Origin of the sequence: Streptomyces sp. NPDC048185, from assembly GCF_043202495.1 — a bacterium.
Lineage (GTDB): Bacteria > Actinomycetota > Actinomycetes > Streptomycetales > Streptomycetaceae > Streptomyces.
This window is the reverse complement of record NZ_JBIDAN010000002.1, coordinates 62,290-87,949: the sequence shown is the minus strand read 5'-3', so window position 1 is coordinate 87,949 and position 25,660 is coordinate 62,290. Positions and strand designations below refer to the sequence as shown.

28 protein-coding genes are annotated in these 25,660 nt (G+C 73.9%); 18 read left to right on the top strand and 10 right to left on the bottom strand.

The genetic code is table 11. The features are described from left to right. The first annotated feature begins 40 nt into the window (after positions 1–40). From ACGF3H_RS06320 to ACGF3H_RS06295, 6 genes are all read left to right on the top strand, one after another. Positions 41–823, top strand: coding sequence for an ABC transporter ATP-binding protein (locus ACGF3H_RS06320; RefSeq protein ID WP_362500410.1), 783 nt, complete (start codon positions 41–43; stop codon positions 821–823). Continuing rightward, the gene (locus tag ACGF3H_RS06315) at positions 820–1,620 is read left to right on the top strand and encodes an ABC transporter ATP-binding protein (RefSeq protein WP_362500409.1); all 801 of its coding nucleotides are present in this window, start codon (positions 820–822) and stop codon (positions 1,618–1,620) included. The genes ACGF3H_RS06320 and ACGF3H_RS06315 overlap by 4 nt, the downstream gene beginning before the upstream one ends. Further along, the gene (locus ACGF3H_RS06310; RefSeq protein ID WP_362500408.1) at positions 1,617–2,513 is read left to right on the top strand and encodes a branched-chain amino acid ABC transporter permease; all 897 of its coding nucleotides are present in this window, start codon (positions 1,617–1,619) and stop codon (positions 2,511–2,513) included. Before ACGF3H_RS06315 ends, ACGF3H_RS06310 begins: the two co-directional genes overlap by 4 nt. Then, positions 2,506–3,651 carry a branched-chain amino acid ABC transporter permease gene (locus ACGF3H_RS06305; RefSeq protein WP_362500407.1) on the top strand — a complete coding sequence of 382 codons (1,146 nt, stop codon included), beginning with the start codon at positions 2,506–2,508 and terminating at the stop codon, positions 3,649–3,651. The genes ACGF3H_RS06310 and ACGF3H_RS06305 overlap by 8 nt, the downstream gene beginning before the upstream one ends. Then, positions 3,648–4,928 (top strand): ABC transporter substrate-binding protein, encoded by a 1,281-nt coding sequence (locus tag ACGF3H_RS06300; protein ID WP_362500406.1) that lies wholly within the window; start codon positions 3,648–3,650, stop codon positions 4,926–4,928. Before ACGF3H_RS06305 ends, ACGF3H_RS06300 begins: the two co-directional genes overlap by 4 nt. Positions 4,929–5,074: 146 nt before the next feature. Beyond that, entirely contained in the window at positions 5,075–5,893 is an 819-nt protein-coding gene (locus tag ACGF3H_RS06295) for an SAM-dependent methyltransferase (protein ID WP_362500405.1), read from the top strand. A gap of 103 nt (positions 5,894–5,996) precedes the next feature. On the opposite strand, the gene ACGF3H_RS06290 is transcribed toward ACGF3H_RS06295, so the two are convergent. Further along, a complete protein-coding gene (locus tag ACGF3H_RS06290) occupies positions 5,997–6,917 on the bottom strand; it encodes a helix-turn-helix transcriptional regulator (protein ID WP_362500420.1) in 921 nt (306 codons plus the stop codon). A gap of 140 nt (positions 6,918–7,057) precedes the next feature. Then, a complete protein-coding gene (locus ACGF3H_RS06285) occupies positions 7,058–7,285 on the bottom strand; it encodes a DUF397 domain-containing protein (protein ID WP_362500404.1) in 228 nt (75 codons plus the stop codon). A 360-nt stretch (positions 7,286–7,645) separates the two neighbouring features. On the opposite strand from ACGF3H_RS06285, the gene ACGF3H_RS06280 reads away from it, so the two are divergent. The 5 genes from ACGF3H_RS06280 to ACGF3H_RS06260 all read left to right on the top strand — a co-directional run bounded on the left by ACGF3H_RS06280 (position 7,646) and on the right by ACGF3H_RS06260 (position 11,476). Beyond that, positions 7,646–8,044, top strand: a complete 399-nt coding sequence (locus ACGF3H_RS06280) for an ATP-binding protein (RefSeq protein WP_393588618.1) — start codon at positions 7,646–7,648, stop codon at positions 8,042–8,044. 28 nt (positions 8,045–8,072) lie between these two features. Further along, complete coding sequence (locus ACGF3H_RS06275; protein ID WP_362500402.1) at positions 8,073–8,618, top strand: hypothetical protein; 546 nt, start codon at positions 8,073–8,075, stop codon at positions 8,616–8,618. 240 nt (positions 8,619–8,858) lie between these two features. Further along, positions 8,859–10,628 (top strand): ABC transporter ATP-binding protein, encoded by a 1,770-nt coding sequence (locus ACGF3H_RS06270; protein ID WP_362500401.1) that lies wholly within the window; start codon positions 8,859–8,861, stop codon positions 10,626–10,628. Positions 10,629–10,795: 167 nt separating this feature from the next. Continuing rightward, a complete protein-coding gene (locus tag ACGF3H_RS06265; RefSeq protein WP_362500400.1) occupies positions 10,796–11,059 on the top strand; it encodes a DUF5133 domain-containing protein in 264 nt (87 codons plus the stop codon). Between the two features lie 201 nt (positions 11,060–11,260). Further along, positions 11,261–11,476 (top strand): hypothetical protein, encoded by a 216-nt coding sequence (locus ACGF3H_RS06260; protein ID WP_189232698.1) that lies wholly within the window; start codon positions 11,261–11,263, stop codon positions 11,474–11,476. A 7-nt stretch (positions 11,477–11,483) separates the two neighbouring features. On the opposite strand, the gene tgmB is transcribed toward ACGF3H_RS06260, so the two are convergent. The 3 genes from tgmB to ACGF3H_RS06245 form a co-directional block, all read right to left on the bottom strand. Further along, complete coding sequence (gene tgmB / locus ACGF3H_RS06255; protein WP_362500399.1) at positions 11,484–12,467, bottom strand: ATP-grasp ribosomal peptide maturase; 984 nt, start codon at positions 12,465–12,467, stop codon at positions 11,484–11,486. A gap of 16 nt (positions 12,468–12,483) precedes the next feature. Further along, positions 12,484–12,675: a putative ATP-grasp-modified RiPP gene (tgmA, locus tag ACGF3H_RS06250; protein ID WP_003978169.1), complete on the bottom strand. Its 192-nt coding sequence runs from the start codon at positions 12,673–12,675 to the stop codon at positions 12,484–12,486. A 119-nt stretch (positions 12,676–12,794) separates the two neighbouring features. Then, a complete protein-coding gene (locus ACGF3H_RS06245) occupies positions 12,795–13,100 on the bottom strand; it encodes a YkvA family protein (protein WP_362500398.1) in 306 nt (101 codons plus the stop codon). A gap of 203 nt (positions 13,101–13,303) precedes the next feature. Here ACGF3H_RS06245 and ACGF3H_RS06240 point away from each other — a divergent pair, with 203 nt between their 5' ends. After that, the gene (locus tag ACGF3H_RS06240; protein ID WP_362500397.1) at positions 13,304–14,815 is read left to right on the top strand and encodes a hypothetical protein; all 1,512 of its coding nucleotides are present in this window, start codon (positions 13,304–13,306) and stop codon (positions 14,813–14,815) included. Between the two features lie 60 nt (positions 14,816–14,875). On the opposite strand, the gene ACGF3H_RS06235 is transcribed toward ACGF3H_RS06240, so the two are convergent. Genes ACGF3H_RS06235 through ACGF3H_RS06225 form a run of 3 tightly spaced genes read right to left on the bottom strand, consistent with a single transcriptional unit; the run spans position 14,876 to position 18,586 of the window. Then, a complete protein-coding gene (locus ACGF3H_RS06235) occupies positions 14,876–17,005 on the bottom strand; it encodes a xanthine dehydrogenase family protein molybdopterin-binding subunit (RefSeq protein WP_362500396.1) in 2,130 nt (709 codons plus the stop codon). A gap of 25 nt (positions 17,006–17,030) precedes the next feature. Further along, entirely contained in the window at positions 17,031–18,023 is a 993-nt protein-coding gene (locus ACGF3H_RS06230) for a xanthine dehydrogenase family protein subunit M (RefSeq protein ID WP_362500395.1), read from the bottom strand. After that, positions 18,020–18,586, bottom strand: a complete 567-nt coding sequence (locus tag ACGF3H_RS06225; protein ID WP_362500394.1) for a 2Fe-2S iron-sulfur cluster-binding protein — start codon at positions 18,584–18,586, stop codon at positions 18,020–18,022. The genes ACGF3H_RS06230 and ACGF3H_RS06225 overlap by 4 nt, the downstream gene beginning before the upstream one ends. A gap of 126 nt (positions 18,587–18,712) precedes the next feature. Between ACGF3H_RS06225 and ACGF3H_RS06220 the strand changes: the two genes are divergently transcribed. Then, positions 18,713–19,405 carry a maleylpyruvate isomerase N-terminal domain-containing protein gene (locus ACGF3H_RS06220; protein WP_362500393.1) on the top strand — a complete coding sequence of 231 codons (693 nt, stop codon included), beginning with the start codon at positions 18,713–18,715 and terminating at the stop codon, positions 19,403–19,405. A 123-nt stretch (positions 19,406–19,528) separates the two neighbouring features. Here the strand turns inward: ACGF3H_RS06220 and ACGF3H_RS06215 are convergent, their stop codons facing one another. Continuing rightward, complete coding sequence (locus tag ACGF3H_RS06215) at positions 19,529–20,680, bottom strand: hypothetical protein (protein WP_393588625.1); 1,152 nt, start codon at positions 20,678–20,680, stop codon at positions 19,529–19,531. A 195-nt stretch (positions 20,681–20,875) separates the two neighbouring features. Here ACGF3H_RS06215 and ACGF3H_RS06210 point away from each other — a divergent pair, with 195 nt between their 5' ends. Further along, on the top strand, positions 20,876–21,670 hold the full coding sequence (locus tag ACGF3H_RS06210) for an SDR family oxidoreductase (protein WP_362500642.1): 795 nt from the start codon (positions 20,876–20,878) through the stop codon (positions 21,668–21,670). A 264-nt stretch (positions 21,671–21,934) separates the two neighbouring features. On the opposite strand, the gene ACGF3H_RS06205 is transcribed toward ACGF3H_RS06210, so the two are convergent. After that, entirely contained in the window at positions 21,935–23,002 is a 1,068-nt protein-coding gene (locus ACGF3H_RS06205) for a YihY/virulence factor BrkB family protein (protein ID WP_362500640.1), read from the bottom strand. Positions 23,003–23,353: 351 nt separating this feature from the next. On the opposite strand from ACGF3H_RS06205, the gene ACGF3H_RS06200 reads away from it, so the two are divergent. The 4 genes from ACGF3H_RS06200 to ACGF3H_RS06185 are packed head-to-tail and all read left to right on the top strand — an operon-like array spanning position 23,354 to position 25,533. Next, positions 23,354–23,752 carry a hypothetical protein gene (locus ACGF3H_RS06200; RefSeq protein WP_362500638.1) on the top strand — a complete coding sequence of 133 codons (399 nt, stop codon included), beginning with the start codon at positions 23,354–23,356 and terminating at the stop codon, positions 23,750–23,752. Then, complete coding sequence (locus ACGF3H_RS06195) at positions 23,749–24,534, top strand: hypothetical protein (RefSeq protein WP_362500636.1); 786 nt, start codon at positions 23,749–23,751, stop codon at positions 24,532–24,534. Before ACGF3H_RS06200 ends, ACGF3H_RS06195 begins: the two co-directional genes overlap by 4 nt. 41 nt (positions 24,535–24,575) lie before the next feature. Continuing rightward, the gene (locus ACGF3H_RS06190; RefSeq protein ID WP_362500634.1) at positions 24,576–25,112 is read left to right on the top strand and encodes a roadblock/LC7 domain-containing protein; all 537 of its coding nucleotides are present in this window, start codon (positions 24,576–24,578) and stop codon (positions 25,110–25,112) included. Between the two features lie 46 nt (positions 25,113–25,158). Then, positions 25,159–25,533 carry a hypothetical protein gene (locus ACGF3H_RS06185; RefSeq protein WP_362500632.1) on the top strand — a complete coding sequence of 125 codons (375 nt, stop codon included), beginning with the start codon at positions 25,159–25,161 and terminating at the stop codon, positions 25,531–25,533. Positions 25,534–25,660 lie beyond the last annotated feature (127 nt).

The following is a 25,660-nucleotide window of genomic DNA, read 5'->3' as shown; positions in this document are numbered from 1 at the left end:
CCCCGTCACCGTGCCCACGGCACGGTCCTCAGGAGCCGCGATGCCCGCAGCACCACCGGACGGTGAGCCCGCCCTGCACGTCGAGAGCCTCGACGTGACGTACGGGCGCGTACTGTCCGCTCTCCGTTCCGTGTCCCTGACCGTCCCGCACGCCGGCGTCGTCGCGCTGCTCGGTGCCAACGGCGCCGGCAAGACGACCCTGCTGCGCGCGGTGTCGGGCACCCTGCGCCTGCACCGCGGCGCGATCACGGCCGGCCGGGTCCGCTACGGCGACACGGCCCTCGACGGCCGCGACCCGGTCGCCGCCGTACGCGCCGGAGTCGTGCAGGTGCCCGAGGGCAGGCGGGTGTTCGCCGGGCTCACCGTCGACGAGAACCTGCGGGCCGGCGGCCTCGGCCTCTCCCGGCGCGCCCCGGCCCAGGTCCGCGAGGCCCGGGACCGCGTCTTCGCCCTCTTCCCCCGGCTCGCCGAACGCACCCGCCAGGCCGCGGGCCTGCTGTCCGGCGGCGAGCAGCAGATGCTGGCCATCGGACGCGCCCTGATGGCGGCGCCCCGGCTGCTCCTCCTCGACGAACCCTCCCTCGGGCTCGCCCCGCTCATGGTGGACCGGATCGCCGGGGTGATCCGCGAGATCAACACCCAGGGCACCGCGGTGCTCCTGGTCGAGCAGAACGCCGGCATGGCGCTCGCCCTGGCCGACGACGCCCACGTCCTGGAGGTCGGCGAGATCCGCCTGTCCGGCCCCGCGGACGAACTCGCGCGGACCGACGCCGTACGCCGCCTCTACCTGGGTGAGACCGCCGACGACCAGGGGGCCGCGTGACCACCCGTACCGCCGCGCCGCCCGCGCTCGAGGTCCGCGGCGTCACCGTGCGCTTCGCCGGCCTCACCGCCCTCGACGACGTCTCCTTCACGGTCGCCCCGGACACCGTGCACGCCGTCATCGGACCCAACGGCGCCGGCAAGTCCACCTGCTTCAACGTCCTGTCCGGCCTGTACCGGCCCGCCGCGGGCACCGTGCGGCTGGGCGAGGCCGAGCTGACGCGGCTGGCCCCGCACCGGATCGCCGCCCTCGGCGTGGCCCGCACCTTCCAGAACATCGTCACCACCCAGGGCACCGTCGCCGACAACCTGATGCTGGGCCGCCACGCCCTGACCCGCGCCGGCTTCGCCGCCGGCGCCCTGCGTCTGCCGCGCGCCGTGCGCGAACAGCGCGAACACCTCGCCAAGGCCCGGGAGATCGCCGAACTCACCGGGCTCGGAGCCCACTTCGACTCACCCGTCGCCCTGCTCTCCTACGGCGACCGCAAGCGGGTCGAACTCGCCCGCGCCCTCTGCCTGGAGCCCCGTGTGCTGCTGCTCGACGAACCCGTGGCCGGCATGAACGCCGCCGAACGTGTCCGCATGACCGAGGTCGTCCGGGAGGTCCGCGCCGAACTCGGCCTGTCCGTCGTTCTGGTGGAGCACGACATGGGCCTGGTCATGCGCCTCGCGGACGACGTCACCGTCCTCGACTTCGGCAAGGCCATCGCCCACGGCACCCCGGACGAGGTGCGGCGCGACCCCGAGGTGCTGCGCGCCTACCTCGGCACCGGCACCACCGGGGAGGGCGCGGCGTGAGCGGCTTCCTCGACAACCTCCTGAACGGCCTCGCCCTCGGCTCGGTCTACGCCCTGATCGCCCTCGGCTTCGTCACCATCTTCAAGGCCTCCGGCGTCCTCAACTTCGCCCACGGCTCCCTGCTGCTGCTCGGCGGCTACCTCGTCGCGGTCCTCCACGACGACCTCGGCTTCGCCGGCGCGCTGGCCCTCGCCGTCGTCGTCACGGCCGCCGTGGCCGGCGCGCTCGACCGGCTGCTCCTCCAGCGCGGGGAGCAGGACGCCCACGGCGCCCATGTGCAGACCATCGTGACCATCGGCATCGACATCGTCCTGGTCACCGACCTGGCCCGGCGCATCGGCGGGGACCTGCTGCCCCTCGGCGATCCCTGGGGCGACGCGGTGACCGACCTGGGGCCGGTGACCGTCGCCGACAGCCGCGTCGCCGCGATCCTGGTGTCCGCCGTGGCCATCGGCGGCGCCTTCGCCCTCTTCCGGTTCACCCCGTGGGGCCTGTCCCTGCGCGCGGCGGCCGAGGACGCCGAGGCCGCCGCGCTGATGGGCGTACGGCTGACCCGGATCCGCACCGTCGCCTGGTGCCTGGCCGGCGGTCTCGCCGCGCTCGCCGCGGTCTTCCTCGTCGCCTTCCCCGCGCCGGGCCTGGAGCGCACCACCGGGCAGATCGCCCTCAAGGCGTTCCCCGCGGCGATCCTCGGCGGCATGGCCTCCCCGGTCGGCGCCCTGGTCGGCAGCATGCTGATCGGCCTCACCGAGGCGTACGTCGCCGGCTACCAGTCCGATCTGCACGTCCTCGGCGAGGGCTTCGGCGACGTCGCCCCGTACGCCGTGATGGTGCTGGTCCTCCTGGTCCGCCCCGCCGGACTGTTCGCGGCGAAGGGAGCGGTCCGTGTCTGACCTCCGCAAGGCGAACGGCCTCCTCCAGCGTGGTCCGCTGCTCCTGTCCGCCCTCCTCCTGTGCGCCCTGCCCTTCTACCTGGACGCCTTCTGGCTGCGCATCGGCCTGTTCTCGATGGCCGCGGCCATCGGCGCCGTGGGACTCGGCCTCCTCAGCGGCACCGCGGGACAGCTCTCCCTCGGTCACGCCTTCTTCCTCGCCGTCGGCGCCTACGGCTACGTCTGGCTGGCGGGCGAGCCCGGGCCGGGGCTGCACCCGGCGCTCGCCGCGGTCCTCGCGGTCCTGCTCGCCGGCGCCGCGGGCGGACTGTTCAGCCCCGTCGCCGCCCGGGTCAAGGGCATCTACCTGGGCGTGGCCACCCTCGCCCTCGTCTTCCTCGGCCACCACGTCCTGCTCACCGCGGACTCCGTCACCGGCGGCTTCAACGGCCGCTCGGTCCCGCCGCTGGAGCTCGGCGGATTCACCTTCGCCGAGTCCGACCCCGGACTGACGGTGCTGGGCGTGCCGTTCGGCGCCGAGGAACGGCTCTGGTACCTGGGCCTCGCCCTGTTCGCCGTCACCTGGTTCACCGCGCGCGGACTGCTGCGCGGACGTCCCGGGCGCGCCCTGGTGGCGCTGCGCGACAGCGAGACGGCGGCGTCCGTGATGGGCGTCCACGTGGCGAAGTACCGCTCGGCGGCGTTCGTCGTCTCCTCGATGTACGCGGGTCTCGCCGGCGTGCTGCTGGCGCTCTCCTTCCGCCGCGTCGTGCCCGACTACTTCTCCCTGGCCCTCTCCGTCGACTACCTCGCCATGATCGTCATCGGCGGTCTGGGATCCGTGGCCGGGGCCACCGCCGGGGCCGTCTTCGTGACCGCACTGCCCCTGCTGATGACGCGCTACGCCGACCAGTTGCCCCTGGTCGCGACGCCCGGCTCCGGCGACGGTTCGATCGGCCCCACCGAGGCCGCCCGCTACCTCTACGGCGCGGCGATCGTCGTGATCCTCCTCTACGCCCCCGACGGCCTCCACGGCCTGGCCCGCCGCATCCGTGCCCGCCTGCGCCGCCGGCCCCCGGTCACCGGACCTCCCGACACCGGGCCCACGCCCCGGACCACCCCTGCCACCACCGCACGAGCCAAGGAGCACACCCCGTGAACGTCACGCACCCCAGGCCCCGCACCACCCGGACCGCCGCCCTGGCCGCGGCGCTGGCCGCCGTGCTGCTCGCGGGCACCGCCTGCAGCTCCAAGGCGGACGGCGGGAGCACCGACGACGGTGCCGACGGTGTCAAGGCCGGCCCCGGAGTCAGCGACAAGGCCATCAGGCTCGGAGCGCTGACCGACCTCACCGGCCCCTACGCCACCCTCGGCAAGAGCATCGTGCAGGCCCAGCAGATGTGGGCCGACGAGACCAACGCCGCGGGCGGCATCTGCGGACGCAAGGTCGAGATCGTCGTCAAGGACCACGGCTACGACGTGCAGAAGGCGGTCACCGCCTACGCCGACATCTCCCCGGACGTCGTCGCCCTGCCCCAGGTCATCGGCTCGCCGGTGGTCGCCGCCCTGCTCGACGACATCGAACGCGACCACATGCTGACCTTCCCGCAGGCCTGGGCGGCCTCCCTGCTCGGCAAGGACGCCGTCCAGGTCCTCGGCACCACCTACGACCTCGACATGATCGCCGCGGTCGACTTCCTGACCCGTACCGGGAAAGTCGCCAAGGGCGACACCATCGGCCACGTCTATTTCGAGGGCGACTACGGCGCGAACGCGCTGGAGGGCTCGACGTGGGCCGCGGAGAAGGCCGGGATGAAGGTGGCCGGCCAGAAGATCAAGGCCACCGACACCGATCTCTCCGCGCAGGTGTCGGCGCTGAGCAAGGCCGGGGTGAAGGCCGTCCTGATCAGTGCCGGTCCCGCCCAGACCGCGTCCCTGGCCGGCGTGGCCGCCTCCAAGGGGCTGACGGTGCCGATCGTCAGCAGCGCGCCGGGGTACGCCCCGCAGCTGATGAAGACGCCGGCCGCGAAGGCGCTGGAGGCCATGGTCCACGTCGTCAGCGCGGCACCGGCCGTCAGCTCCGATCTGCCGGGCGTCCGGAAGATGGTCGCCTCCTACGGCAAGAAGTACCCCGGCTCCCCGGTCGACTCGGGCGTGCTCTCCGGGTACAACGCCGCCCAGCTGATCGGCGCCGACCTGAAGAAGGCCTGCGAGGGCGGCAGCCTCACCCGTGAGGACGTGGTCAAGGCGCACCGTTCCCAGCACGACGCCGACACCGGGCTGGGCACGCCGCAGAACTTCACCGACGTCTCCGCGCCCGCGAGCCGCTCCACCTATGTGCTGAAGCCCGACGCCGAGGCCGCCGGCGGTCTGGTCGGCGTCGAGGATGCCCACCAGGCACCCGGGGTGGACGCGTACCTGGCCGCACGCCGCTGACGGACATTAGGGGCCGTCAACTGCCCTACCAAGACATAGCGTTGACGGCCCTTCGGTCCGACCCCTGGTTCGCCGGACCACCGGGTCTCTAGGATGTACTCTCTGTCATGCCGGTGCGGTTGGCGCGGTACGGAGCTGGGGGAAAGATGCAAGCCGACAAGCAGCTGTCCACGGAGATCGACTCCAACGTGCCAACGGCCGCACGTATGTACGATTACTACCTCGGCGGCAAGGACAACTACGCGGCCGACCGGGCTGCGGTCGACCAGCTCGACAAGGTCGTGCCCAGCACCCGCCGGCTGGCCCTGAACAACCGGCGCTTCCTGCAGCGCGTCGTCAGGACCCTCGCCGAGGACTACGGCATACGTCAGTTCCTGGACCACGGCTCCGGCCTGCCCACGCAGGACAACGTGCACACCGTCGCCCAGCGCGTCGACCCCGAGTCCCGCGTGGTCTATGTCGACAACGACCCGATGGTGCTGGTCCACGGCCGGGCGCTGCTCGACCAGAACGACCGGACCGCCGTCATACACGCCGACATGCGCTCGACCGAGGAGATCTTCTCGCACCCGGAGACGCGGCGCCTGATCGACTTCTCGCAGCCGGTGGCGGTTCTGTTCAACTCGGTCTTCCACTGCATCCCGGACAGCGAGACCGACGGGCCGAAGGCCGTCGTCCGTCGCGTGACCGAGCGCCTCGCGCCCGGCAGCTACGCCGTGATCTGCCAGCTGGTCAGCGAGGACGCCGAAGTGCGCAAGTTCGTCACGGACTTCATGAACGAGGCGACGCAGGGACACTGGGGCCGGGTCCGCGAGCCCAAGGACGTCGAGTCGTTCTTCGAGGGCATGGACATCCTGGAGCCGGGTCTGGTGGAGGTCTCCACCTGGCGGCCGGACAGCGAGGTGGCTCCCCGGCAGCTCACCGACGAGTGGATCGAGTTCGGCGGTCTGGGCCGCATCCGCTAGCCGGCACAGAACCACGGGCCGTGCGCCGCGTCGAGGACGCGGTGCGCGGCCCGCTCGCTGCCGGGCCCGCCGTGTCGGAACGGTCCCGCTCGCTCTCGCCGGCTCAGCTCGCGGCGTAGCGCCCCGATGCCCTCTCGCGCAGCATCGCCAGTGACGCGCGCGGCGTCAGCGCCTCGTCGGCCAGCCGGTCGAGGGCGACCCGGTACTCCTCGGTCTCGTCGCGGTCCTCGAGGAAGTTGGCGCTCTTGATGTGCTCCAGGTAGACCACGTCGGGCAGGTCGCTGCCGCCGAAGCGCAGGTAGGTCACCGGGATGGCGGGCGCCGACGCGTTGGTCACGTCCAGCGGCACGATCTGCAGGGTCACGTGGGGCCGCTCGGTCATCTCGACGAGGTGCTCGAGCTGTTCCCGCATGACGTCGCGGCTGCCGAGCACGCGGAGCAGCACCGACTCGTCGATGATCGCCCACAGCTGCGGCGCGTCCGGGCGGTGCAGCAACTCCGCGCGGCGCATGCGCAGTTCGACCCGCCGCTCGACCTCCGAGGCCGGCGCGTTCGGCAGGCCGCGCTCGACCACGGCGCGGGTGTAGGCCGCCGTCTGGAGCAGTCCGGGAACGTACTGGATCTCGAAGGTGCGGATGGTCGCCGCCGCCTCCTGGAGGCCGACCAGGCGGTCGAACCACTCGGGCATCAGGCGCTTGTCGTACCGCTGCCACCAGCCCGGCTCACTCGCACGCTGCAGCAGCTTCAGCAGGACGGAGGCCTCGTAGGCGTCGGTGCCGTAGCGCTCCAGCAGGGCGCGTACGTCGGTCTCCGTGGGGGGCCTGCGGCTCTTGCCGGATTCGATGCGGGACAGCTTCGCCGGGCTGAACCCCAGCTCCCGCGCCGCCTGGTCCTGGGACAGGCCGGCGTCCTCCCGGAAACCCGCCAGCTGTACGCCGACGAGCATCTTCAGCAGGGTCGGAGCCGGCTCGGTCCGGTCCAGATAGGGTTCGAGACGGGAGATGCGGGGCGACGCGGCGGACATCCTGGCTCCCAGCAGACCGGCAGACTTGATGAACACACTATCTCACCCTGCCGGTCTTTCCCGCACATGCCCGTGGAAATCGGGTAGTTGGCCTCCGCTTCGCCGTCGGCGTGCGCTGCGGCGGCCGCTCCCCGCCCCCGTCACAGCAAGTGGTCGAACTCACCGTCCTTCGCGCCGGCCAGGAAGGCGGCGACCTCGGCGGAGGTGTAGACGAGCGCGGGGCCGTCCGGATCACGGGAGTTGCGCATCGCGATGCCGCCGTCGACGAGGGCGACCTCGACGCAGTTGCCCTCGGCGTTGCTGTGCCGGCTCTTCTTCCAGCAGGCGTCCAGCGAACTGGCCTGCACTCCGTTCCGCACTGGTGGCACCGCAGTCTCCTTGCCGTCCGGGGGAGCGGACCGCGTCACGTCGGCCCTCCTGCGCTCCCGCCCGATTTTTTCTGCGCAATTTCTCGTGCAATTGCACGCGAGCGCTGTCTGCGTGGATAATAGCCGTGGCGTCAACCCCTCGGTCGACGCCCCTTACTGACGTCGCATCAGGGAGATGCCGTGCCGTCACCTGCGCATCCAACGCTCCGCTCGCCCGCCGAGCCTGTGCCGGAGGCGGAGGCGGCGAGCCGGTTCGAAGGGCTTCCGCGTGCGGCTCGACCGGCCACCCGCCCCGCCGAGTGGCCGCTCCCCGGCACCCACGCGACATCGTGCGCACCACCCGCCCCTGCCGCGCCCGCGGTGCTGCGCCTCGCCTGCAGCGGGGAAGGCTTCGCCCGGGCCCGGGCGTTCACCCGGGACACGCTGCGCCGGTGGTCCCTCGACCACCACGGTGACGACGCCGTCCTGGTGATCACCGAACTCGCCGCCAACGCCGTGGCGCACGGGGTGCCGTCGGCCGCGACGGGCCGGCCCGAGATCCGGCTGGCCCTCAGCCTGCACCCCGGCCGCCTGATGCTGAGCGTCTCCGACCCCGGGGACGGCGTCCCCGTGCCCACCCCGTCCGACGGCTGCGACCTGCGCGAGCACGGGCGCGGTCTGTCCATCGTCGACGCCCTGGCGGAGGAGTGGGGCTGGACCCCGAGACCTCCGGCGGGCAAGACCGTCTGGGCCACGTTGTCGACCGGCCCCCTCATCTGACCCGACTGCCGCGGAAGGGCCCCACACCATGCGCAGCGCTCCGACCCCACCGCCGAGCACCCGGCGCACCGACCGTCACACGTCGCCGGCCGGTTCGCTCCGCACCACGCCCCTCGACGGGCTCGACCGGGTGCCCTGGGACGAGATCCAGGACTCCAGCGGCTCCGCCGCGGCGATCCCCCGGCTGCTCGACAAGGTCGCCCGGGGCGATGCCGAGACCGCCCGGGCCGCCCTCGGCGATCTGCGGAAACGCATCTGCCAGTACGGCTTCGTCGTGGAGCAGGCCACCGCCGCGACCGTGCCCTTCCTCTGGGAGCTGGCCCAGCGGCCCCAGGTCAACTGCCGGGCTCAGATCATCCAGTTGCTCAAGAACATCGCCGACGCCCGGCAGTGGGAGACCACCGCCACCGCCTACCCCAAGCTCCTCAACCACCGGGAGAACCCGGTGGTGTGGGAGCGCGCCGCCCGTCAGGCCGTCCGCGCCCGGCGGGGCGAGCTGGAGCGGCTGCTGGCCGAGGACGACAGTGAGATCACGCGGGCCACCACCGAACTGGCCCGCACGCTCGGAGACTGAGACCCGCGCCCTCCACGGGGGAGAAGGCGCGGGTCTCTCCCGGCGCCCGAGGTTCCCCAGGCCCGCGGTTCCCCGGGCCCGCGGCTCCCGGCCCACGCGGCTCCCGGCCCACGTGCAGGGCCGGCCTGCGCATTCCCGGCCCGCGGGACGGTGTGGCGCGGTCCCGACCGAAGAGGTAAGAAGGCGCGCGAGGCGAGAAAGCGCTTGCCCCACCCCTCGGTCACCAGGAGGACCACGCCGATGGCGTCGTCGTTGGAAAAGCCGCTCGACCACCGCTACCGGGGCGAGCACCCGATACGCACGCTCGTCTACCTGCTCCGCGCCGACCGCCGCCGACTGGCCGGAGCGGTCGCGGTGTTCACCGTCAAGCACAGCCCCGTCTGGCTGCTGCCCCTGATCACCGCGTCCATCATCGACACCGTCGTCCAGCACCGGCCGATCGGCACGCTCTGGACCAGCACCGGGATCATCATGTTCATCCTGGTGGTCAACTACCCGCTGCACCTGCTGTACGTCCGCCTCCTGTACGGCAGCGTCCGCCGCATGGGCACCGCCCTGCGATCCGCCCTCTGCACGCGCATGCAGCAGCTTTCCATCGGCTATCACTCGCGCGTCAGTGCCGGCGTCCTCCAGGCCAAGGTCGTGCGGGACGTGGAGACGGTGGAGCAGATGGTGCAGCAGACCGCCGAGACCGGCCTCGGCGCGCTCACCGTCCTCACCGGCGGCCTCGTCATCATCGCCGTCCGCACACCGGAGTTCCTGCCCGTCTTCCTCGTCGTCGTGCCCGCCGCCTCCCTCCTCGTCGCCCGGCTGCGCGCCCGGCTGCGCGCCCACAACGAGCGCTTCCGGCACGAGGTGGAGACCCTCTCCTCCCGCGTCACCGAGATGACCCGGCTCATCCCGGTCACGCGCGCCCACGGACTGGAGCGCAAGGCGCTGCGCCGCATGGACGGCACCCTGGACCGGCTGCTCACGTCAGGGATGCGCCTCGACCTGGTCAACGGCCGCTTCGGCTCACTGTCCTGGGTCGTGCTCAACGTCGTCGGCGTCCTGGTCCTCGCGGGCGCGGCGCTGATCTCCTACTACGACGTGTGGGGCGTGAGCGCCGGCGACGTCGTCATGCTCAGCGCCTTCCTGACCACGCTGACCGGCTCCACCACGACGCTGGCGGGCCTGGCCCCGGTCATCACCAAGGGTCTGGAGTCCGTCCGTTCGGTCGGCGAGGTCCTGCAGGCGCCCGAACTGGAGGACAACGAGGGCAAGGCGGAACTCGGCTCCCTGCGCGGGGCCGTCACCTTCGAGAACGTCGGCCACGTCTACGAGGGTGACGGGCGGCCCGCCGTACGCGACTTCACCCTCGCGGTCGACCCCGGCGAGACCGTCGCCCTGGTCGGCGCCTCCGGCGCGGGCAAGTCCACCGTGCTCAACCTGGTGATCGGCTTCCTGCGTCCCACCAGCGGCCGGCTGCTGCTCGACGGCATCGACATGACCACCCTCGACCTGCGCACGTACCGGCGCTTCGTCTCGGTGGTGCCGCAGGAGTCGATCCTCTTCGACGGCACGATCCGGGAGAACGTCGCCTACGGCATGGACGATGCCGACGAGGAGGCGGTGCGCGCGGCGCTGCGCGACGCCAACGCGCTGGAGTTCGTCGAACGGCTGCCGCAGGGCCTGGACACCCTGGTCGGCGAGCACGGTGCCCGGCTGTCCGGCGGGCAGCGCCAGCGCCTGGCCATCGCCCGGGCCCTGATCCGCGACCCCAAGGTGCTGATCCTGGACGAGGCCACCTCCGCCCTGGACACCCGGTCCGAGGCGCTCGTCCAGCAGGCCCTCGCCCGGCTGCTGAGCGGACGCACCACCTTCGTCGTGGCGCACCGGCTGTCCACCGTGCGCGGCGCCGACCGCATCGTGGTGATGGGGGAGGGCCGGGTCCTGGAGACCGGTACGCACGAGGAACTCCTGCGCAGGCAGGGGGCGTACACGGCCCTGCACAGCGGTCAGGTCGCCTGAGCACCCCCGCGGCGTTCCGTCCCTTTTCTTACTGGTTGTCGACCTGTCGAGTCGCTGCTCGGACACGAAACGAAGGAATTGCGTCAATTGCGAGCAGGTGCGCTCATGAGGTGAATGTTCCGTCAGGGTTCGGGCATACGCAGCGAAAATCGAGAGAGGGGCGCTTCGTGCTCGAACCGGACCCGAAGGTCGTCAGGGAGTTGCTGACGCGGTACGCGTCGCTGCGGATCGCTCAGGCGGAGAGGGAGCGGCCGGCGGCGGCGCGGGAGCTGGCGGACGTCAGCTACACGCTGTGCGTGATGATGGCGACGACCGGCATCCACGAGGCGGTGGCCAAGGCGGACGCGCTGCTGCTGGCCAAGGGGCGGACGCCGGACGCCGTCCGGACCGCGGACCCGGACGGGGAGAGCGGCCTGTCGCTGGCCGTGTGACACCGCCGTCCCCGGGGCCCGTCCCGCGGATCCGGCCGGGACCGTCCGGCCGGACCGCGGGACGGGCCCCGCGCACGACCGGCCGGCCCTGAGCACCCCGTCACCTGCTCGGGGGAAAGCGCACCACCGGACGGCCGGACGCCTAGACTGCTCAGTCGCGCCTCCGTACGGGGGCGGACGACACGAAAGGCACGTTGACGGGTGTTCCAGGATTCCCCCATCTACGACCGACTCGTCGCCGAATGCGGTGACGTCCCCACGCAGGTGCGCCGGGAGGCGGAGCGAGTGAGCAGGGAACTGGAGGTCGTCATGCGCCCCCTGCACTCGCCCGGCCACCTGCCCGGCGCCGAGCGCACCCCGTCCCCCGGCGCCGGCTGGCAGCGCACCGCGCTGCTGCCCGGCCCGCGCCCGCACTGACACGGCCTCACCCGACGACCGCCGGGTCCGCGCCGTCCGCCGCCGCCGGCTCCGCGCCGCCGGGGCGGGCCAGCCACTCGGCGATGGTGCGGGCGATCGGCTGGCCCGTGTCCACCTCGACGAAGCCGAACTGCCCGGACTGGTTGCACTCCAGGAACCACCAGGTGCCGTCCGCGTCCTCGGCGAAGTCGAAAGCCCCGTACGCCAGGTGCGCCCCCCGCATGTACGCCAGGACGGCCCCGGCGACCCGCGGCGGCACCTCGGCGGGCCGCCACGGCTCGCCTGACGAGGAGAAGCGGACGTCCACTTCCGGGTCCCGGCCGGCGAGGGTCGTCCTGCGGGCGGCGAGCAGCCGGTCGCCGACGACGGTGAGACGGACGTCGGCGCGCTTGGCGACCCGGCGTTGCAGCAGTGTCGGGCCGTGGGCGACGGCGGAGAAGTCCGCCTCCGGCGGGACCCGGCTGGTCGGCACCGCCAGGGGCGGGTCCTGCGGGTGCGCGCCGGAGACGGGCTTGACCACGAGGTCCGGGTAGCGCTCGGCGAACTCCCGTGCCGCCCGCGGGAACGTCGTGATCAGCGTGGCCGGCACGAACAGCCCGCACTCCTGGGCGAGACGCAGCTGCCAGGGCTTGTACCGGGCACGGTGGGCCGCGTCGGGCTGGTTCATCCACCGCGCCCCGCAGCCGCGGAGCATGCCGTAGAGCGCCTGCGCGGACTCCTCGGTCAGCCACGGCGAGGGCTCGGTGGCCCGCGTCGCCGCGCCTCCCGGCCTGCGCACCCAGACGGACCGCAGGCCCCCGATGCTCACCAGGCGGCCTCCCGAGGACAGATGGCCGCGGAAGGACCCGTGCGCGAACTCGCCGGAGAGTGCGACGGTATGGGTCAGATCGGCGGGGTCCAGTCGGACCACCGGAACGCCCGCCGCGTTCAGGTGCACGACCACCATGTCCGCGGTGACGTCCTCTTCACAGGTAAGGATCAGCACGGTCATTCTCGGCGGCCCGCGTTCAGTCGTCGAAGTGAGTCTTCGACCCCGCCGTGGAGGTCGTGGTCCCCAGTTCTCTCAGCAGTGCGTGGTCGCAGGCGGCCACACGCCCGTCGAGGAGCACGTTCAACTGCAGCCCGGAGTCGTAGACGTACGGAGTCGTGGCTTCCAACTCCACCGCGGGCCGTGCGTAGTTGAGCGCGAACGGTTGCATCGTCTCTCCCTAGTCGGTGCTGCGCCGATCAAGCGATGGTTCCTGTGCGCCGTCGCCTGGTCCGCCGACTTCCCTCGGCTTCCAGAGACTTATACGAATCGAACGGGTGATTGGTTTCCTTACGCAGCGTAGTCACGGGGCGGACGCGTGCCCCGTTCCCGCTCGCCGAGGGAGCCGCGCACCGAGCGCAGGGCGAGGAGCAGTACACCGATGTCGTCCAGGTACACCGGGTCGGGCACGAGGTCCGCCGGCAGCAAGAAGTAGAGGACGGCGCCCCAGAACACCCACCGGGGCCCGCCGGTCAGCCCCGCCCTTCTGAGGTCCCGCCGGGTACGGACCAGCCGTACGAGGACGCCGACGGCCACGCAGAGGGCGACCGCCGCCAGCGACACCGCCGCGGCGATCACCACTGTGGTCGTATCCACCCCGCCCCTCCTCCTGGTGCGCGGCACATGCCTTGACTGTCGGATTCCCGTTCGGCGGGGCGATAAGTCCCCGTACCGGGTCTCTCATCCCCGTGGCCCGCCCGAGTGGCACCGTGCGGTGGACGGCCCTAGTAATGGGCACCACATCGCGTGTCGCACGTCGGGGACGCAGGGCGGCCGCACCCCCATCCCACGGAGAGAACATGACCACCGGCTCCTCATCATCCCGTACGACCGAATACGCCATATCCGCCGTGGACCTGCCGGCCGCGGAGACGACCACGGGCACGGGCACGCACACGGTCGGGCCAGGAATCGCGGAGGCCGGCACCGCCCGCTCGCCCGTCCCACGGGAACCCGTCCCGAGGGAGCCCACGCCGCGGGAGCGGACGTTCCGGACCGCCGACGCCCGGCCCGCCCCCCACGAGCCGCCCGCCGGGCCGGACGACGGGGACTGGTTCACGGACGGGGACCTCTTCGACGACGAGAACTTCGGCCGTGAGGCCTTCGGCCGGGGTCCCGTCGGCGGGGAACGCTCCGTCCACGACCACGCCGCCCACGAACCCGTCGACCGGGAACGCCCCGTCCACGACCCCGCCGACCGCGAGCCGTTCGCGGACGGGTCCGTCGCCCGGGAGTCCGTCGCCCCCGGCGACGCGTCGCGGTCCTACGGCGACCCCGTCGGCGACCTGGTGCGCGCCGCCGTGGCCGACCGGCCGCTGGAAGAGGTCGTCGACCTCATCGCCATGCTGGAGCAGTCCCCCCAGTACGCGCAGGCCACGGGCGACGCGCTCCGCGCGGTGGGTGTCAACCGGTCCGTGGAGGACGTCACCCGGCTCGCGGCCCTGCTGACCCGGCCGCCCCGCCGCCCGGACAGCGCGGACGAGGCGATCCGCGCCGCGGCGGCACACCGCTCGGTGGAGGACGTGACCCGGCTGATGGCCCTGCTGCACCGCACTCCGCTGGAGCCGCACTGCGGCCAGGAGGCCGTACGGGCCGCCGCCACCGGCCGGCCCGTGGAGGACCTGGTCGAACTGATCGGCCGGCTCGCCGAGGAGAAGCGGGTGCACGCCGACCGGCCGGGCCCCCGGCTCACGCAGCCGCTCCCGGAGGACCCGTACGCGACCCGGGAGCCGGCGCCCGTCGAAGAACAGGTGCGCTCCGGAGCCGCTTCCCGTGGCCGCGAACGACGCCGCGGCCTGCGCCCGGTCCGGAGAAACCGGGACCGGGCCCGGGACCGCGCCCCGCGCGACCGCGACCGTGAGCGCGGCCCCGCGGGGCGGCGGACCGCCGGGCGGGCGCTCTGGCCGACGTGGCTCACCGTCGCCGCACTCGCCGGCTGCGGCGTGGCCTACTTCCCGCTGCACCAGAACGACGCGTCCGTCCGCGGCTACGCGTTCGCGCTCGGCCTGTCGGCGCTCTGCCTCGTGGTCGCCCTGCTCCTGACCGTGCGTGCCGCCGTGCCGGTGCTCGCCGTCGCGGTCGTGCTGCCCGCGGCACTGGCCGCGGCGAAGCTCTACGGCACCACCGCCCCGTCGGTGGAGATGTCCCGCACCGTCGACCTCACCCTCGCGCCGGTCTGGGTGGCCGTGGGAGTCGCCGTACTCGCGTCACTGGTCGCACTGACGGCACTGTGCGCACGGGTCGCGTCGCAGGCTCCCGTCCGGAGCCGGCAGGCCCGCCCGGTCGCCCGGGCACGCCGCGTCGCCGACTGACCGCCCACCCGGGCCCCAGTGGTCCCGCCGGACGTGGGGCGGGACCACGGGGGGCCGCCGTCATACCCCCAGCATGCCCGCGGGGTGCTCGTGCTCGAGCAGCCCGGAGAGCACCCGGTCGGGGGTGAGCGGGAGCGCGCGGAACCGGATGCCGGTGGCGTGGTGGACCGCGTTGCCGACGGCCGCCGCCGAACCGACGATGCCGATTTCGCCGATGCCCTTGCTGCCCATCGGGTTGAGGTGGGCGTCCTCCTCGTCCACCCAGTACGCCTCCACGGACGGGACGTCGGCGTGCGCGGGCACGTGGTACGACGCGAGGTCGGACTCGGCGAAGTCACCGAACGCCGGGTCGACCGTGCTGTCCTCGGTCAGCGCCATGCCCAGGCCCATCGTCATCCCGCCGACGAACTGCGAGCGGGCCGTACGGGCGTTGAGGATGTGCCCGGCGGCGAAGACGCCCAGCATCCGCCGCACCCGGACCTCCCCGGTGACCGTGTCGACGGTGACCTCGGCGTAGTGCGCCCCGAACGCGTGCCGCGCGTACCCGGTCTCGGCGTCGGCGGAACCGGTGGTGTCGGCCTCGGCCACGACGCCCTCGTCGGGCAGCGGGCCCACGGGACCGGCCAGGCGTTCGGCCAGCCGCGCGCACGCCTCGTGCACGGCCCAGCCCCAGGAGGCGGTGCCGGACGAGCCGCCCGCCACCGGCGCGGAGCCGAAGTCGCTGTTCCCCACCTCGATGCGGACCCGGTCCAGGGGCACGCCGAGCGCGTCGGCCGCTATCTGCGCGCAGACCGTCCGGGCACCGGTGCCGATGTCCGTGGCGTTGACCCGCACCAGGAAGCCACCGTCCGGCAGGGCCCGCGCCGACGCGCGGCAGGGCGCGGCCAGCACCGGATACGTGGCGGCGGCCACCCCGCTGCCCACCAGCAGGTGACCCTCGGCGCGGGAGCGCGGGCGCGGATCGCGCTCCGCCCACCCGAACCGGCGCGCTCCCTCGCGCAGACACTCCACGAGATGCCTGCTGCTGAAGGGCTTGCCGCTGTCGGGCTCGGTCTCCGGCTCGTTGCGGATCCGCAGCTCCACCGGGTCGACGCCCAGTTCGACGGCGAGTTCGTCCACCGCGGATTCCAGTGCGTACATGCCGGGGCACTCGCCCGGGGCGCGCATCCAGGACGGCGTGGGCACGTCCAGGGGCACCACCCGGTGCAGGGTGCGCAGGGCGGGAGCGGCGTACATGACGCGCGCGGGCACCGCCGCCTGCTCCACGAACTCCTTCACCCGTGAGGTGTGCGTCGTGACCTCGTGCGCGACCGAGGTGAACCGGCCGTCGGCGTCGGCGCCGAGGCGCAGCCGGTGCAGCGTCGGCGCGCGGTGGCCGACGACGGCGGGCAGAAGACGGCGCGGCAGCGCGACGGTGACCGGCCTCCCGGTGTGCAGCGCCGCCATCATGGCCAGGACCACGTCGGGCCGGGGGGTGCCCTTGGACCCGAAACCGCCGCCCACGTGCTCGGCGAGGACCGTGATCCGGTCCTCGGTCAGCCCGGACAGCCGGGCGAGTTCCTTCCGCACGGCGGTGCTGCCCTGGCTGGAGGAGTGCACGGTCAGCCGCTCGCCGTCCCACACCGCGGTGCTGCTGTGCGGCTCCATGGGATGGTTGTGCAGCGGCGGCACCTCGTACTCGACGTCGACCCGGACCGGTGACGACGCGAAGGCGCCGTCGGCGTCGCCCTGCTCGGTGGCGGCCGGGAAGCCTCCGTTGGCCGTCTCGGGGACGTAGGCACCGGGATGGCCGGCGGTGAGGGTGACGTCGTGGCTCTCCGCCGCGTAGGTGACGCGGACGGCGGCGGCGCCCGCCCGGGCCGCCTCCAGCGTCTCGCCCACCACCAGGCCCACGAACCAGCCCCGGTGCGGTACGTGCGGGCTCTGCAGCAGGGCGAGCGTGGGGTCGTCGGGCTCGCCCAGCCGGGGCGCGTTCTCGTGCGTGAGCACCGCGAGCACGCCGGGCAGCGCCAGCGCGGCGGCGACGTCAACGCCGGTCACCCGGCCGCGCGCGACCGCAGCCGGCACGGGCCAGGCCTGGGCGCGGCCGGGGAAGTCGTACTCGGCGGCGTACCGGGCGGTGCCGGTGACCTTCTCCCGCCCCTCCCGGCGCTCGGCGGGAGCGCCCAGGACGGTCTCGGTGCCGGTCATGGAGTCCTCCTCGTGGACGCCGGTGTCAGGTGGTGGCGGGCGGCGCCAGCCGGCCCAGTACGTCCAGGGCGAGCCGGCGGGCCAGCGGCACCTTGTAGGCGTTGTCCCGCAGCGGCTGGGCCGCCCGCAGTTCCAGGTCGACGGCATGCTCGAACGCGGCCGTCGTGGGCGCCGCCCCGAGCAGCGCGTCCTCGGCCAGCCGGGCCCGCCAGGGCCGGTGCGCGAGCGCGCCGAACGCGATGCCGGCCCGGTCCACCACGCCGTCCGCCAGGTGCAGCACGACGGCGACGGAGGCCAGCGCGAAGGCGTACGACGCCCGGTCCCGGGCCTTTCGGTAGGCCGACGGCAGCCCGGCGGTGGCGGCCGGCAGGACGACGCCGGTGATCAGCTCGCCGGGGCGGATCTCGGTGTCCCGCTCGGGGTGCTCGCCGGGCAGCCGGTGGAACTTGGCGGCGGGCACGCTGCGGGCGCCCTCCGCGCCGTACAGCTCCACGCGGGCGCCGAGGGCGGCCAGCGCCACGGCCATGTCCGAGGGATGGGTGGCGATGCACAGCTCCGACTGCCCGAGCACCGCGTGGTCGCGGTGCACGCCCTCCAGCGCGCCGCAGCCGGTGCCGGGCGCACGCTTGTTGCACGGCTTGGACAGGTCCTGGAAGTAGGGGCAGCGGGTGCGCTGCAGGAGGTTGCCGCCGGTCGTCGCGGCGTTGCGCAACTGCCCCGAGGCGCCGGCCAGCAGGGCCTGGGACAGGACAGGGTAGCGGTCGCGCACGACCGGATGGGCGGCGAGGTCGCTGTTGCGCACCATCGCGCCTACGCGCAGCGAACCGTCGGGCAGCTCCTCCACCGCGTCCAGCGGCAGCCGGGTGACGTCGACGAGCGCGGCGGGCGTCTCGACGCCGAGCTTCATCAGGTCGACCAGGTTGGTGCCACCGCCGAGGTAGCGGGCACCGGGGTGGGCGGCGAACGCGTCGGTGGCCTCCTCGACGCTGCCCGCCCGTACGTAGGCGAAGGGCTTCACGGGATCACGTCCTCGACCGCGTCGACGATGCGCGGATAGGCCCCGCAGCGGCACAGGTTGCCGCTGAGCCGCTCCCGGATCTCGTCCCGGTCCAGCGGCACGGGCCGGCCGGAGGGTGCGGCCGGGTCCGTGACGTGGGAAGGGTGACCGGCCCGTGCCTCGGCGAGCGCGCCGACCGCGGAGCAGATCTGGCCGGGGGTGCAGTAGCCGCACTGGAAGGCGTCGCGCTCCAGGAACGCGCGCTGCAGCGGATGCAGCTCCTCGCCGTCCCCGGCGAGGCCCTCGACGGTGGTGACCTCGCAGCCGTCGAGGGCGACGGCCAGCTGCAGGCAGCTGTTGACGCGCCGGCCGTCCACCAGGACCGTGCAGGCGCCGCACTGTCCGTGGTCGCAGCCCTTCTTGGCGCCCGCGAGCCCGAGGTCCTCCCGCAGGAGGTCCAGCAGGACGCGACGGTGGTCGACGGTGAGGGTGTGGGGTTTGCCGTTGACCCGCAGGGTGGTGTCCGAGCGGGACGGCTCGGACGTGCGGGGAGCTGGGGAGGCGCTCCGATGCTGGCTGTCCATGGCGTCGCTGACCTTCCGGGACGGGCCGTGCTGCTGTGCAGACCGCGTATCCACGTCGCGCCGACTGACACCTGAGGGTGTCCTCGCCGGGGCCGTGCGCCGCCCGGTACGGCCTAGGGTGGCGCCATGACCACGGAACACGAGGACCGCAGGGAACCGGGCCCGGTCCGCGTCGTGCGCGACGCGTACGGGGCGTTGGCCGAGGTCGTCGGCCCCCTCGGGGACGAGGAGTCCTGGCTGCCGACCGACTGCACCGGATGGGCGGTGCGCGATCTGGTGTTCCACCTGCTCGCGGACGCGCAGCGGGCACTGGTGGCGCTGCACACCCCGGCCGGTCAGCAGCCCGACCGGGACGCCGTCACCTACTGGCGGGACTGGGCACCCGACCCCGTCGGCGCGGCCCGCGGACGGCGCTGGAACCGGGTCGCGGCGAGCATGTTCCCGGACTTCGGACAGCTGAAGGAGTCGTACCTGGAGACGGCCGCGGCCACCGTGACGGCCGCGGCGACGGCCGATCCCCGCCGCCCCGTGCGCACCCAGGGGCACGTGCTGACCGCCGGGGACCTGCTGACGACCCTCGGCGTCGAGGCGACCGTCCACCACCTCGACCTGACCGTCGCCCTGGCCGCCGCGCCCGGCCCGTCACCGGCGGGGCTGGGCGCCGTCCGCGCCACCCTCGACGGTCTGCTGGGCCGCCCGGTCCCGCTGGACTGGAGCGACGAGCACTACGCCCGCGCCGCCACCGGACGTGCCGGTCTCACCGGGGACGAACGGCGGGCCCTGGGAACCGACGCGAACCGCTTCCCGCTGTTCGGCTGACATGCGCCGGCCCGCCCGGCCCGCCCGGCCCGCCCGGCCCGCCCGGCCCGCCCGGCCCGCCCGGCCCGCCCGGCCCGCCCGGCCCGCCCGGCCCGCCCGGCCCGCCCGGGCCGCCCGAGGTCGTCAGGCGCCGCTCCCGGCCGACGGCGGGGTCTCCCGGCCGCCGGCCTCGGGGCGCGCCACCCGGCCGGCGTTCCTGAACCGTTCCAGGGTCCGGGTCAGCCCCCGCAGCGGGGACGGCGCCGGTGTCTCGGACGGCCGCGGCCCGGCCGGGGCCGGACCGGCGGACTCCCGGAACGCGGCCAGCGCCTCGGCCGCGCGCTCGGCCGCCTCCCGGTACAGGTCGCGGGACTGGGTCATGGCCTCAAGCGCCTCGGCGTACATCGCCACCAGCTTGCGCTCGCGGGCCAGTTCCTCCTCCAGGGTCAGCAGCCGCCAGTCCTCGCGCAGGGCCCTGAGCGCCTCCTCGGCGCCGTCCACGAGCGGCCGGGGCAGCGCCGCGAAGGCCGTCACCGCCGCGATGAGGTCGACGGGCTCGGTGCCGTCCAGGAAGACGCTGCGGACGGAGAAGTCCTGGGCGTCGTAGTCGGCAGGGGCCGGGGTGCCCGGCAGGATCACCGCGCCGCCGCGCGGCACCTGGACGCCGAAGTCCTCCAGCGCCCAGTTGACGACCCGCAGCTGCTGCGGTGCCGCGCGGTGCTCGACCACGCGGTGGCGCAGACTCGCGGGCAGCCGCTCCGCCAGCGGCACCCGGCCGCGGTGGTCGGGGGTCATCGCCTCGTGCACGACGACGTGGATGTTCCACGCCCCGCGGCCCGCCTCCTTGATCAGCCGCCGTACGGCCTTGTCGTCGTCCGGCAGGGTGTTGATCCCCCGCAGCCGCAGGCCGGTGGCGACGTCGCGGTCCCAGGTGACGTCGGGGTCCTCGGGCCAGAACATGGTGGCGGGCGACGGCCAGGCGGGGTCCCAGACCTCCTCGGCCTCCGCGAGCAGGGTCCACTCCTGTCCGCCCGCCGAGCCGGGCGACAGCGTCAGCCGGGCGCGCACGGTGACGGTCCCGCCGGCCTTCCAGCGTGCCTCGAACACCCGTACGCCGGGGGCGTCGCCCTCGGCCGGGCCCTCGGGCAGTTCCTGGAAGTCGTCGAGGACGCCGCTGTCCTTGAGCCGTCGCAGGGTGCGCCGGACGGTGTCCTCCGCGGCGGATCCGACGTGGCGGCCGCGAGCCGGCCACACCGTGGGTGGAGTCGTGGGGCGGGCGCTGGGAGAGGTCGGCATGAGTCCATCTGTGAGGCGGGAGCAGGGGTGGAAGGCCAGTATCGTCGCCGCGGGCCGCCGGAGATCACCCGGGGTCCGCCGACCGGGCGTGCGCGTACCCCGTCCGGCGCGGCCCGCCGGTGCCGGAGGACGTTCGTGGGCGAGGCTGGGCGCGAGGACGGCGGAGGACCGCACGGCACGACAGGGAGTGATCCGATGAACCTCGACCTCGGCGGACGGACCGCGCTGGTCACCGGCTCTTCGCAGGGCATCGGGGCGGCGATCGCCGCCCAGCTGGCCCGGGCCGGTGCCACGGTGGGCGTCAACGGACGCGACGCCGCCCGGCTGGCGGAGAGCGTCGGCGAGCTGCGGGCCGCGGTGCCCGAGGGCGAGTTCGTCCCCGTCGCCGCCGACCTCGGCACCGAGGAGGGCGCCGAGCGGGCCCTGCGGGCGCTGCCCGAGGTGGACATCCTGGTCAACAACCTCGGCATCTTCGGCGCGGTGCCCGCGCTGGAGATCAGCGACGACGAGTGGCGCCGCTACTTCGAGATCAACGTCCTCGCGGGCGTCAGGCTGACGCGCGCCCATCTCCCCCGGATGAGGGAACGGGGCTGGGGCCGGGTGCTGTACATCGCGAGCGACTCGGCCGTGGTCGTCCCGGCCGAGATGATCCACTACGGGGTCTCCAAGACGGCCCTGCTGGCGGTGAGCCGCGGTTTCGCCAAGGAGGCGGCCGGCAGCGGTGTCACGGTCAACTCCGTCATCGCCGGACCGACCCGCACCGAGGGCGTCGAGGACTTCGTGTACCAGCTGGTCGACCGCGACCTGCCCTGGGAGGAGGCGCAGCGCGTCTTCATGCGCGAACACCGCCCGCAGTCGCTGCTCCAGCGGCTGATCGAGCCGGAGGAGATCGCCAACCTGGTGGTCTACCTCAGCTCGGAGCAGGCGTCCGCCACGACCGGCGCGGCGGTGCGGGTCGACGGGGGCTACGTCGACTCGATCCTCCCTTAGACCGGGCACTGGCCCGGCCCGTCGGCCGGCTGCCGCCTCTCGTGCCTCCGAGGCGTGCGCCCGGGGCGTGCGTCCGCCGGCGGGGTACGGGGCACCCGACTCGACGGCCGTGCCGTCACCGGGCCGGGGCGCGCTCCGGCCGCCGGGCCGACCGCCTCCCGTGGCGCCGCGGCCGCCCGGCGCCGGGCACACCGTCGGCGCGGGCCTGCTCACGGCTGACGTGCCGGGTGGCGCGCACGGGGGCGTACCCGGGGCCGTGCGGCGTCACTCGTCCGGTGACGCCGCGCGCCGCCGGTCCGCCGCGTCCCAGGCCCGCGTGTCGCGGGGCTCGACGTACGGCTCGTCCTCGGGCGGGTGGCCGCCGTCGATGACGCGCTGCCGGGCCAGCTCGGCGTCGAACTCCAGGCCGAGGAGGATCGCCAGATTCGTCACCCACAGCCAGACCAGGAAGACGATGACGCCCGCCAGCGTGCCGTACGTCTTGTTGTACGAGCCGAAGTTCGCCACGTAGAAGGCGAACCCCGCGGAGGCCACCAGCCAGACCAGCAGGGCGATGACGCTGCCCGGCGTGATCCACTTGAAGCCCCGCGCCCGGGCGTTCGGGGTGGCCCAGTACAGCAGCGCGATCATGCACGTGACCAGCAGCACCAGGACGGGCCACTTGGCGATGGACCACACGGTCAGCGCGGTGTCGCCGACGCCGAGCGCGGTGCCCGCCTGCCGGGCCAGCGTGCCGGTGAACACCACGATGAGCGCGCTGACCACGGCCAGCAGGAGCAGCACGACGGTCAGCGCCACCCGCAGCGGCAGCACCTTCCACACCGGCCGGCCCTCCGGCACGTCGTAGACCGCGTTGGCCGCGCGGATGAACGCCGCCACGTAGCCGGACGCCGACCAGACGGCACCCAGCAGACCGACCACCGCGAGAACGGAGCCGAGCCCCGCCCTGGCCTGCAACTGCTTCACCGCGTCGGTGATGACGTCCCGCGCGGATCCAGGGGCGAGCTTCTGGATGTTGTCCAGCACCTCCTGGGTGGCGGACTGCCCGGCGATCCCCAGCAGCGAGACCAGCACCAGCAGGGCCGGGAACAGCGACAGGACGCCGTAGTAGGTCAGGGCGGCGGCGCGATCGGTGAGCTCGTCGTCCTTGAACTCGGACAGAACGCGCCGCAGCAGCGCCGACCACGAGCGCTTCGGCAGCTGTGTGGGGGAGTCGGGAGCGGCACGTTCGGTGGAGGCGCCGGGACCGTAGTCCTCGGGTGCCTCGCCGTCCGCCGCGCGGTCCTGGTCCGGTGTGTGCTTCCCGTCGTGGGGAGGGCGCTGTTCTGCCATGTCCCGGCGGGTTGCCCGTAGCGGGGCGTCCACGCCTGCGCGCCCGCGTTCGCGCCGGTGCGCCGGTGTTCGCACCGGGTGTGCGGCGCGCACCCGAGGCGGCGTCGTGCACTCGTGGCGGAGCGTTCCGGTCCGTCCGCACAATGGTCCGCGCGGACAGGTCCCGCCCACCATCCGCACCGGGGCGCGGGCCTGCCCGCGCCCCCTCCTCCACCGTGCCGAAACGTCGCAGTATGCCGCACCGCGGGCACGTTCCTCTGGAAAATGCCAAAGCCCTCACCGGACGCGTGCACTTTCCGTAGTCTCGGCGTCACGTTCGCGGTACAGCCGTGCAGGGGGAGGGGATCCGGCGTGCCCGGAATCGACGAGAGTCTGCTGGAAGCCATGCGACTGCCCGGTGCCCGGGGCGCTTCGCTGGTCGACTGGATCAGCGGACTCGCCCTCGGCGCGGTCGGTGACGCGCCGGGCGGCGACGCGGAGGCGACGGCGGCGGAGACCGCCGAACTCGCCCGGCACGTCGCGGAGAGCGGTTCCCTCGCACCCGCCGGCGAGGCCGCCGTGCCCGAGAAGGAACCACCGGTCGAGGACATGATCGTCACGACGGCGGACTCCTACCACCTGCTCAGATTCGTCAGCACCCCCTTCGACAGCACCGTCTTCCTCCACCTCTGGCTGGACCGCAACGACGGAAACCTCGCCCTGGCACGCATCCGGCTGGCCGAGATGGCCGATCGTCTGGTGCTCGGATGACGGCGTCGACGACGGCCTGGACCGAGCACGGGACGACGACCGAAGCGCTCGGCACCCTGGCGGCCGAAGGTGCGACCGGCGCCCTGTCGGGCGAACGCGGCATCGTCTACCTCTCCGCGGGCCGCGTCGTGCACGTGGAGTCGGCCCTCACCCCGGACCTGGGCGCGCTGCTCACCCGCAGCGGCGCCGTCCCGCCGGACGGCTGGTGGGAGGCGGTCGACCGGGGCGGCGTCCAGCACCGGGTCGGCGACCGCCTGGTGCACAGCGGCCGGCTCGCCGCCGGCGCCCTGGAGGTGTGCCACCTGGGCGCCCTCTTCGACGCCGCGTACTTCGTCCTCGCCCACGACACGCGCGCGCACCGCTTCCGGCCCGGCGCCCTGCACTGGCTCGGCAAGGTGCGGTCCGTGCCCGTGGACACCGTCGTGCGGGAGTCGCGCCGCCGCCGCGCCCTGCTGGAGCGCATCTGGCCGGACCCCGACATCGACGTCGTGCCGCTCACCCGGGTGCCCGGAGCAGACACCGGTGACCTGCCGGCCCGGCGCGGGCGGACCCTGACCCAGGTCGACGGCGTGCGCACCGCCGCGGACATCGCCGCCTCCCTCGCCTGCCGCACCTACCACACCCTCGTCGAACTGCGCCGCCTGGCCGCCGACGGACTCGTCACCGCCGCACCGAGCACACCCGCGCCGGCCGCGGCGGGCCAGGAGGCGTACCCGGCCGCCTGGGACGACCCGGACACGGCCCTGCTGCGACGGCTTCGAGACGCCCTGGAGGCCCTGTGATCCGCGCGCGTCGCCAGCGTGCCGAAAGGAGACTGCTCATCATGGCCGTCGAGAGCGACGTCCTGGACGAACTGCACCGCTTGCGCAACCGCGTGCCCCAGCTGACCGGATCGCTCGCGGCCACCGTCGACGGGCTGGTGCTGGCCCACGACGCGCCGGGCACCGAACCCGAGGGCCTCGCCGCGCTCACCGCCGCCGCGCTCGGCGTCGCCCACCGCATGGCCGAGGCCACCGCACGCGGCGGCTTCCGCGAACTGCTGCTGCGCGGGGCCGACGGCTACGTCGCCACCTACGCGGCGGGACCGGCCGCCGTGCTCACCCTGCTCGCCGACGGCCGCGTCAACGTGGGACGACTGCACCTGGAGGGCCGGCGCAGCGGCGCCCGCATCGGCGAACTGGTCGCCGCCCACATCGGTCACGACCGCGCCCGCACCGGCGACCGGACGGTGGCGGGCGAGCACGCCACGACCACGCCGGCCGACCCGGCGCGGCCGATCGGCACCCTGCCGGTGCGCACCCCGCAACGCCCCGCACACGAACCACGCCCCCAGGCCGGCGGCCACCGCCGGCCCACCTGACCTCCGGTCAGGTGTCCACCTATCACGTACGGAAGGAAACCCACGCATGGCCAACCTGGAGACCTCGCTCAAGGAATGCCTGAGCTCGATCGACGGAGCGAGCGCCGCGGCACTGGTCGACTACACCAGCGGCATGGCCCTCGGAACGCTGGGCGGGACCAAGGACTTCAACCTGGAGGTCGCCGCCGCGGGCAACACCGACGTCGTGCGGGCCAAGCTGCGCACGATGGAACTGCTCGGTCTGAAGGAGGAGATCGAGGACATCCTGATCACCCTGAACAGCCAGTACCACCTGATCCGCCTGCTCAAGGGCCGCGGCGGCAACGGGCTGTTCCTCTACCTCGTGCTCGACGGCAGCCGCGCCAACCTGGCGATGGCCCGGCACCAGCTGCGCCGTATCGAGAACGAGCTGGAGGTCTGACACCCCTCGGCCCGACGGCGCGAAACGCGGGCGCGGGGCCGGGGGGGCCCCCCCCCCGCCCCCCCCCCGCGGGCCCCCGCCGCCCCCCCCGCCCCCCCGGGCCGGCGCCCCCCCCCCCCCGCGCCAC

Coding starts and splice junctions, on each gene's coding strand:
- ACGF3H_RS06295 (WP_362500405.1), top strand. CDS start 5,075: ATGCAAGCCGACAAGCAGCTGTCCACGGAGATCGACTCCAACGTGCCA.
- ACGF3H_RS06205 (WP_362500640.1), bottom strand. CDS start 23,002: ATGGCAGAACAGCGCCCTCCCCACGACGGGAAGCACACACCGGACCAG.
- ACGF3H_RS06195 (WP_362500636.1), top strand. CDS start 23,749: ATGACGGCGTCGACGACGGCCTGGACCGAGCACGGGACGACGACCGAA.
- ACGF3H_RS06190 (WP_362500634.1), top strand. CDS start 24,576: ATGGCCGTCGAGAGCGACGTCCTGGACGAACTGCACCGCTTGCGCAAC.
- ACGF3H_RS06210 (WP_362500642.1), top strand. CDS start 20,876: ATGAACCTCGACCTCGGCGGACGGACCGCGCTGGTCACCGGCTCTTCG.
- ACGF3H_RS06290 (WP_362500420.1), bottom strand. CDS start 6,917: ATGTCCGCCGCGTCGCCCCGCATCTCCCGTCTCGAACCCTATCTGGAC.
- ACGF3H_RS06220 (WP_362500393.1), top strand. CDS start 18,713: ATGACCACGGAACACGAGGACCGCAGGGAACCGGGCCCGGTCCGCGTC.
- ACGF3H_RS06225 (WP_362500394.1), bottom strand. CDS start 18,586: ATGGACAGCCAGCATCGGAGCGCCTCCCCAGCTCCCCGCACGTCCGAG.
- tgmA (WP_003978169.1), bottom strand. CDS start 12,675: ATGCAACCGTTCGCGCTCAACTACGCACGGCCCGCGGTGGAGTTGGAA.
- ACGF3H_RS06275 (WP_362500402.1), top strand. CDS start 8,073: ATGCGCAGCGCTCCGACCCCACCGCCGAGCACCCGGCGCACCGACCGT.
- ACGF3H_RS06320 (WP_362500410.1), top strand. CDS start 41: ATGCCCGCAGCACCACCGGACGGTGAGCCCGCCCTGCACGTCGAGAGC.
- ACGF3H_RS06240 (WP_362500397.1), top strand. CDS start 13,304: ATGACCACCGGCTCCTCATCATCCCGTACGACCGAATACGCCATATCC.
- ACGF3H_RS06185 (WP_362500632.1), top strand. CDS start 25,159: ATGGCCAACCTGGAGACCTCGCTCAAGGAATGCCTGAGCTCGATCGAC.
- ACGF3H_RS06215 (WP_393588625.1), bottom strand. CDS start 20,680: ATGCCGACCTCTCCCAGCGCCCGCCCCACGACTCCACCCACGGTGTGG.
- tgmB (WP_362500399.1), bottom strand. CDS start 12,467: ATGACCGTGCTGATCCTTACCTGTGAAGAGGACGTCACCGCGGACATG.
- ACGF3H_RS06270 (WP_362500401.1), top strand. CDS start 8,859: ATGGCGTCGTCGTTGGAAAAGCCGCTCGACCACCGCTACCGGGGCGAG.
- ACGF3H_RS06235 (WP_362500396.1), bottom strand. CDS start 17,005: ATGACCGGCACCGAGACCGTCCTGGGCGCTCCCGCCGAGCGCCGGGAG.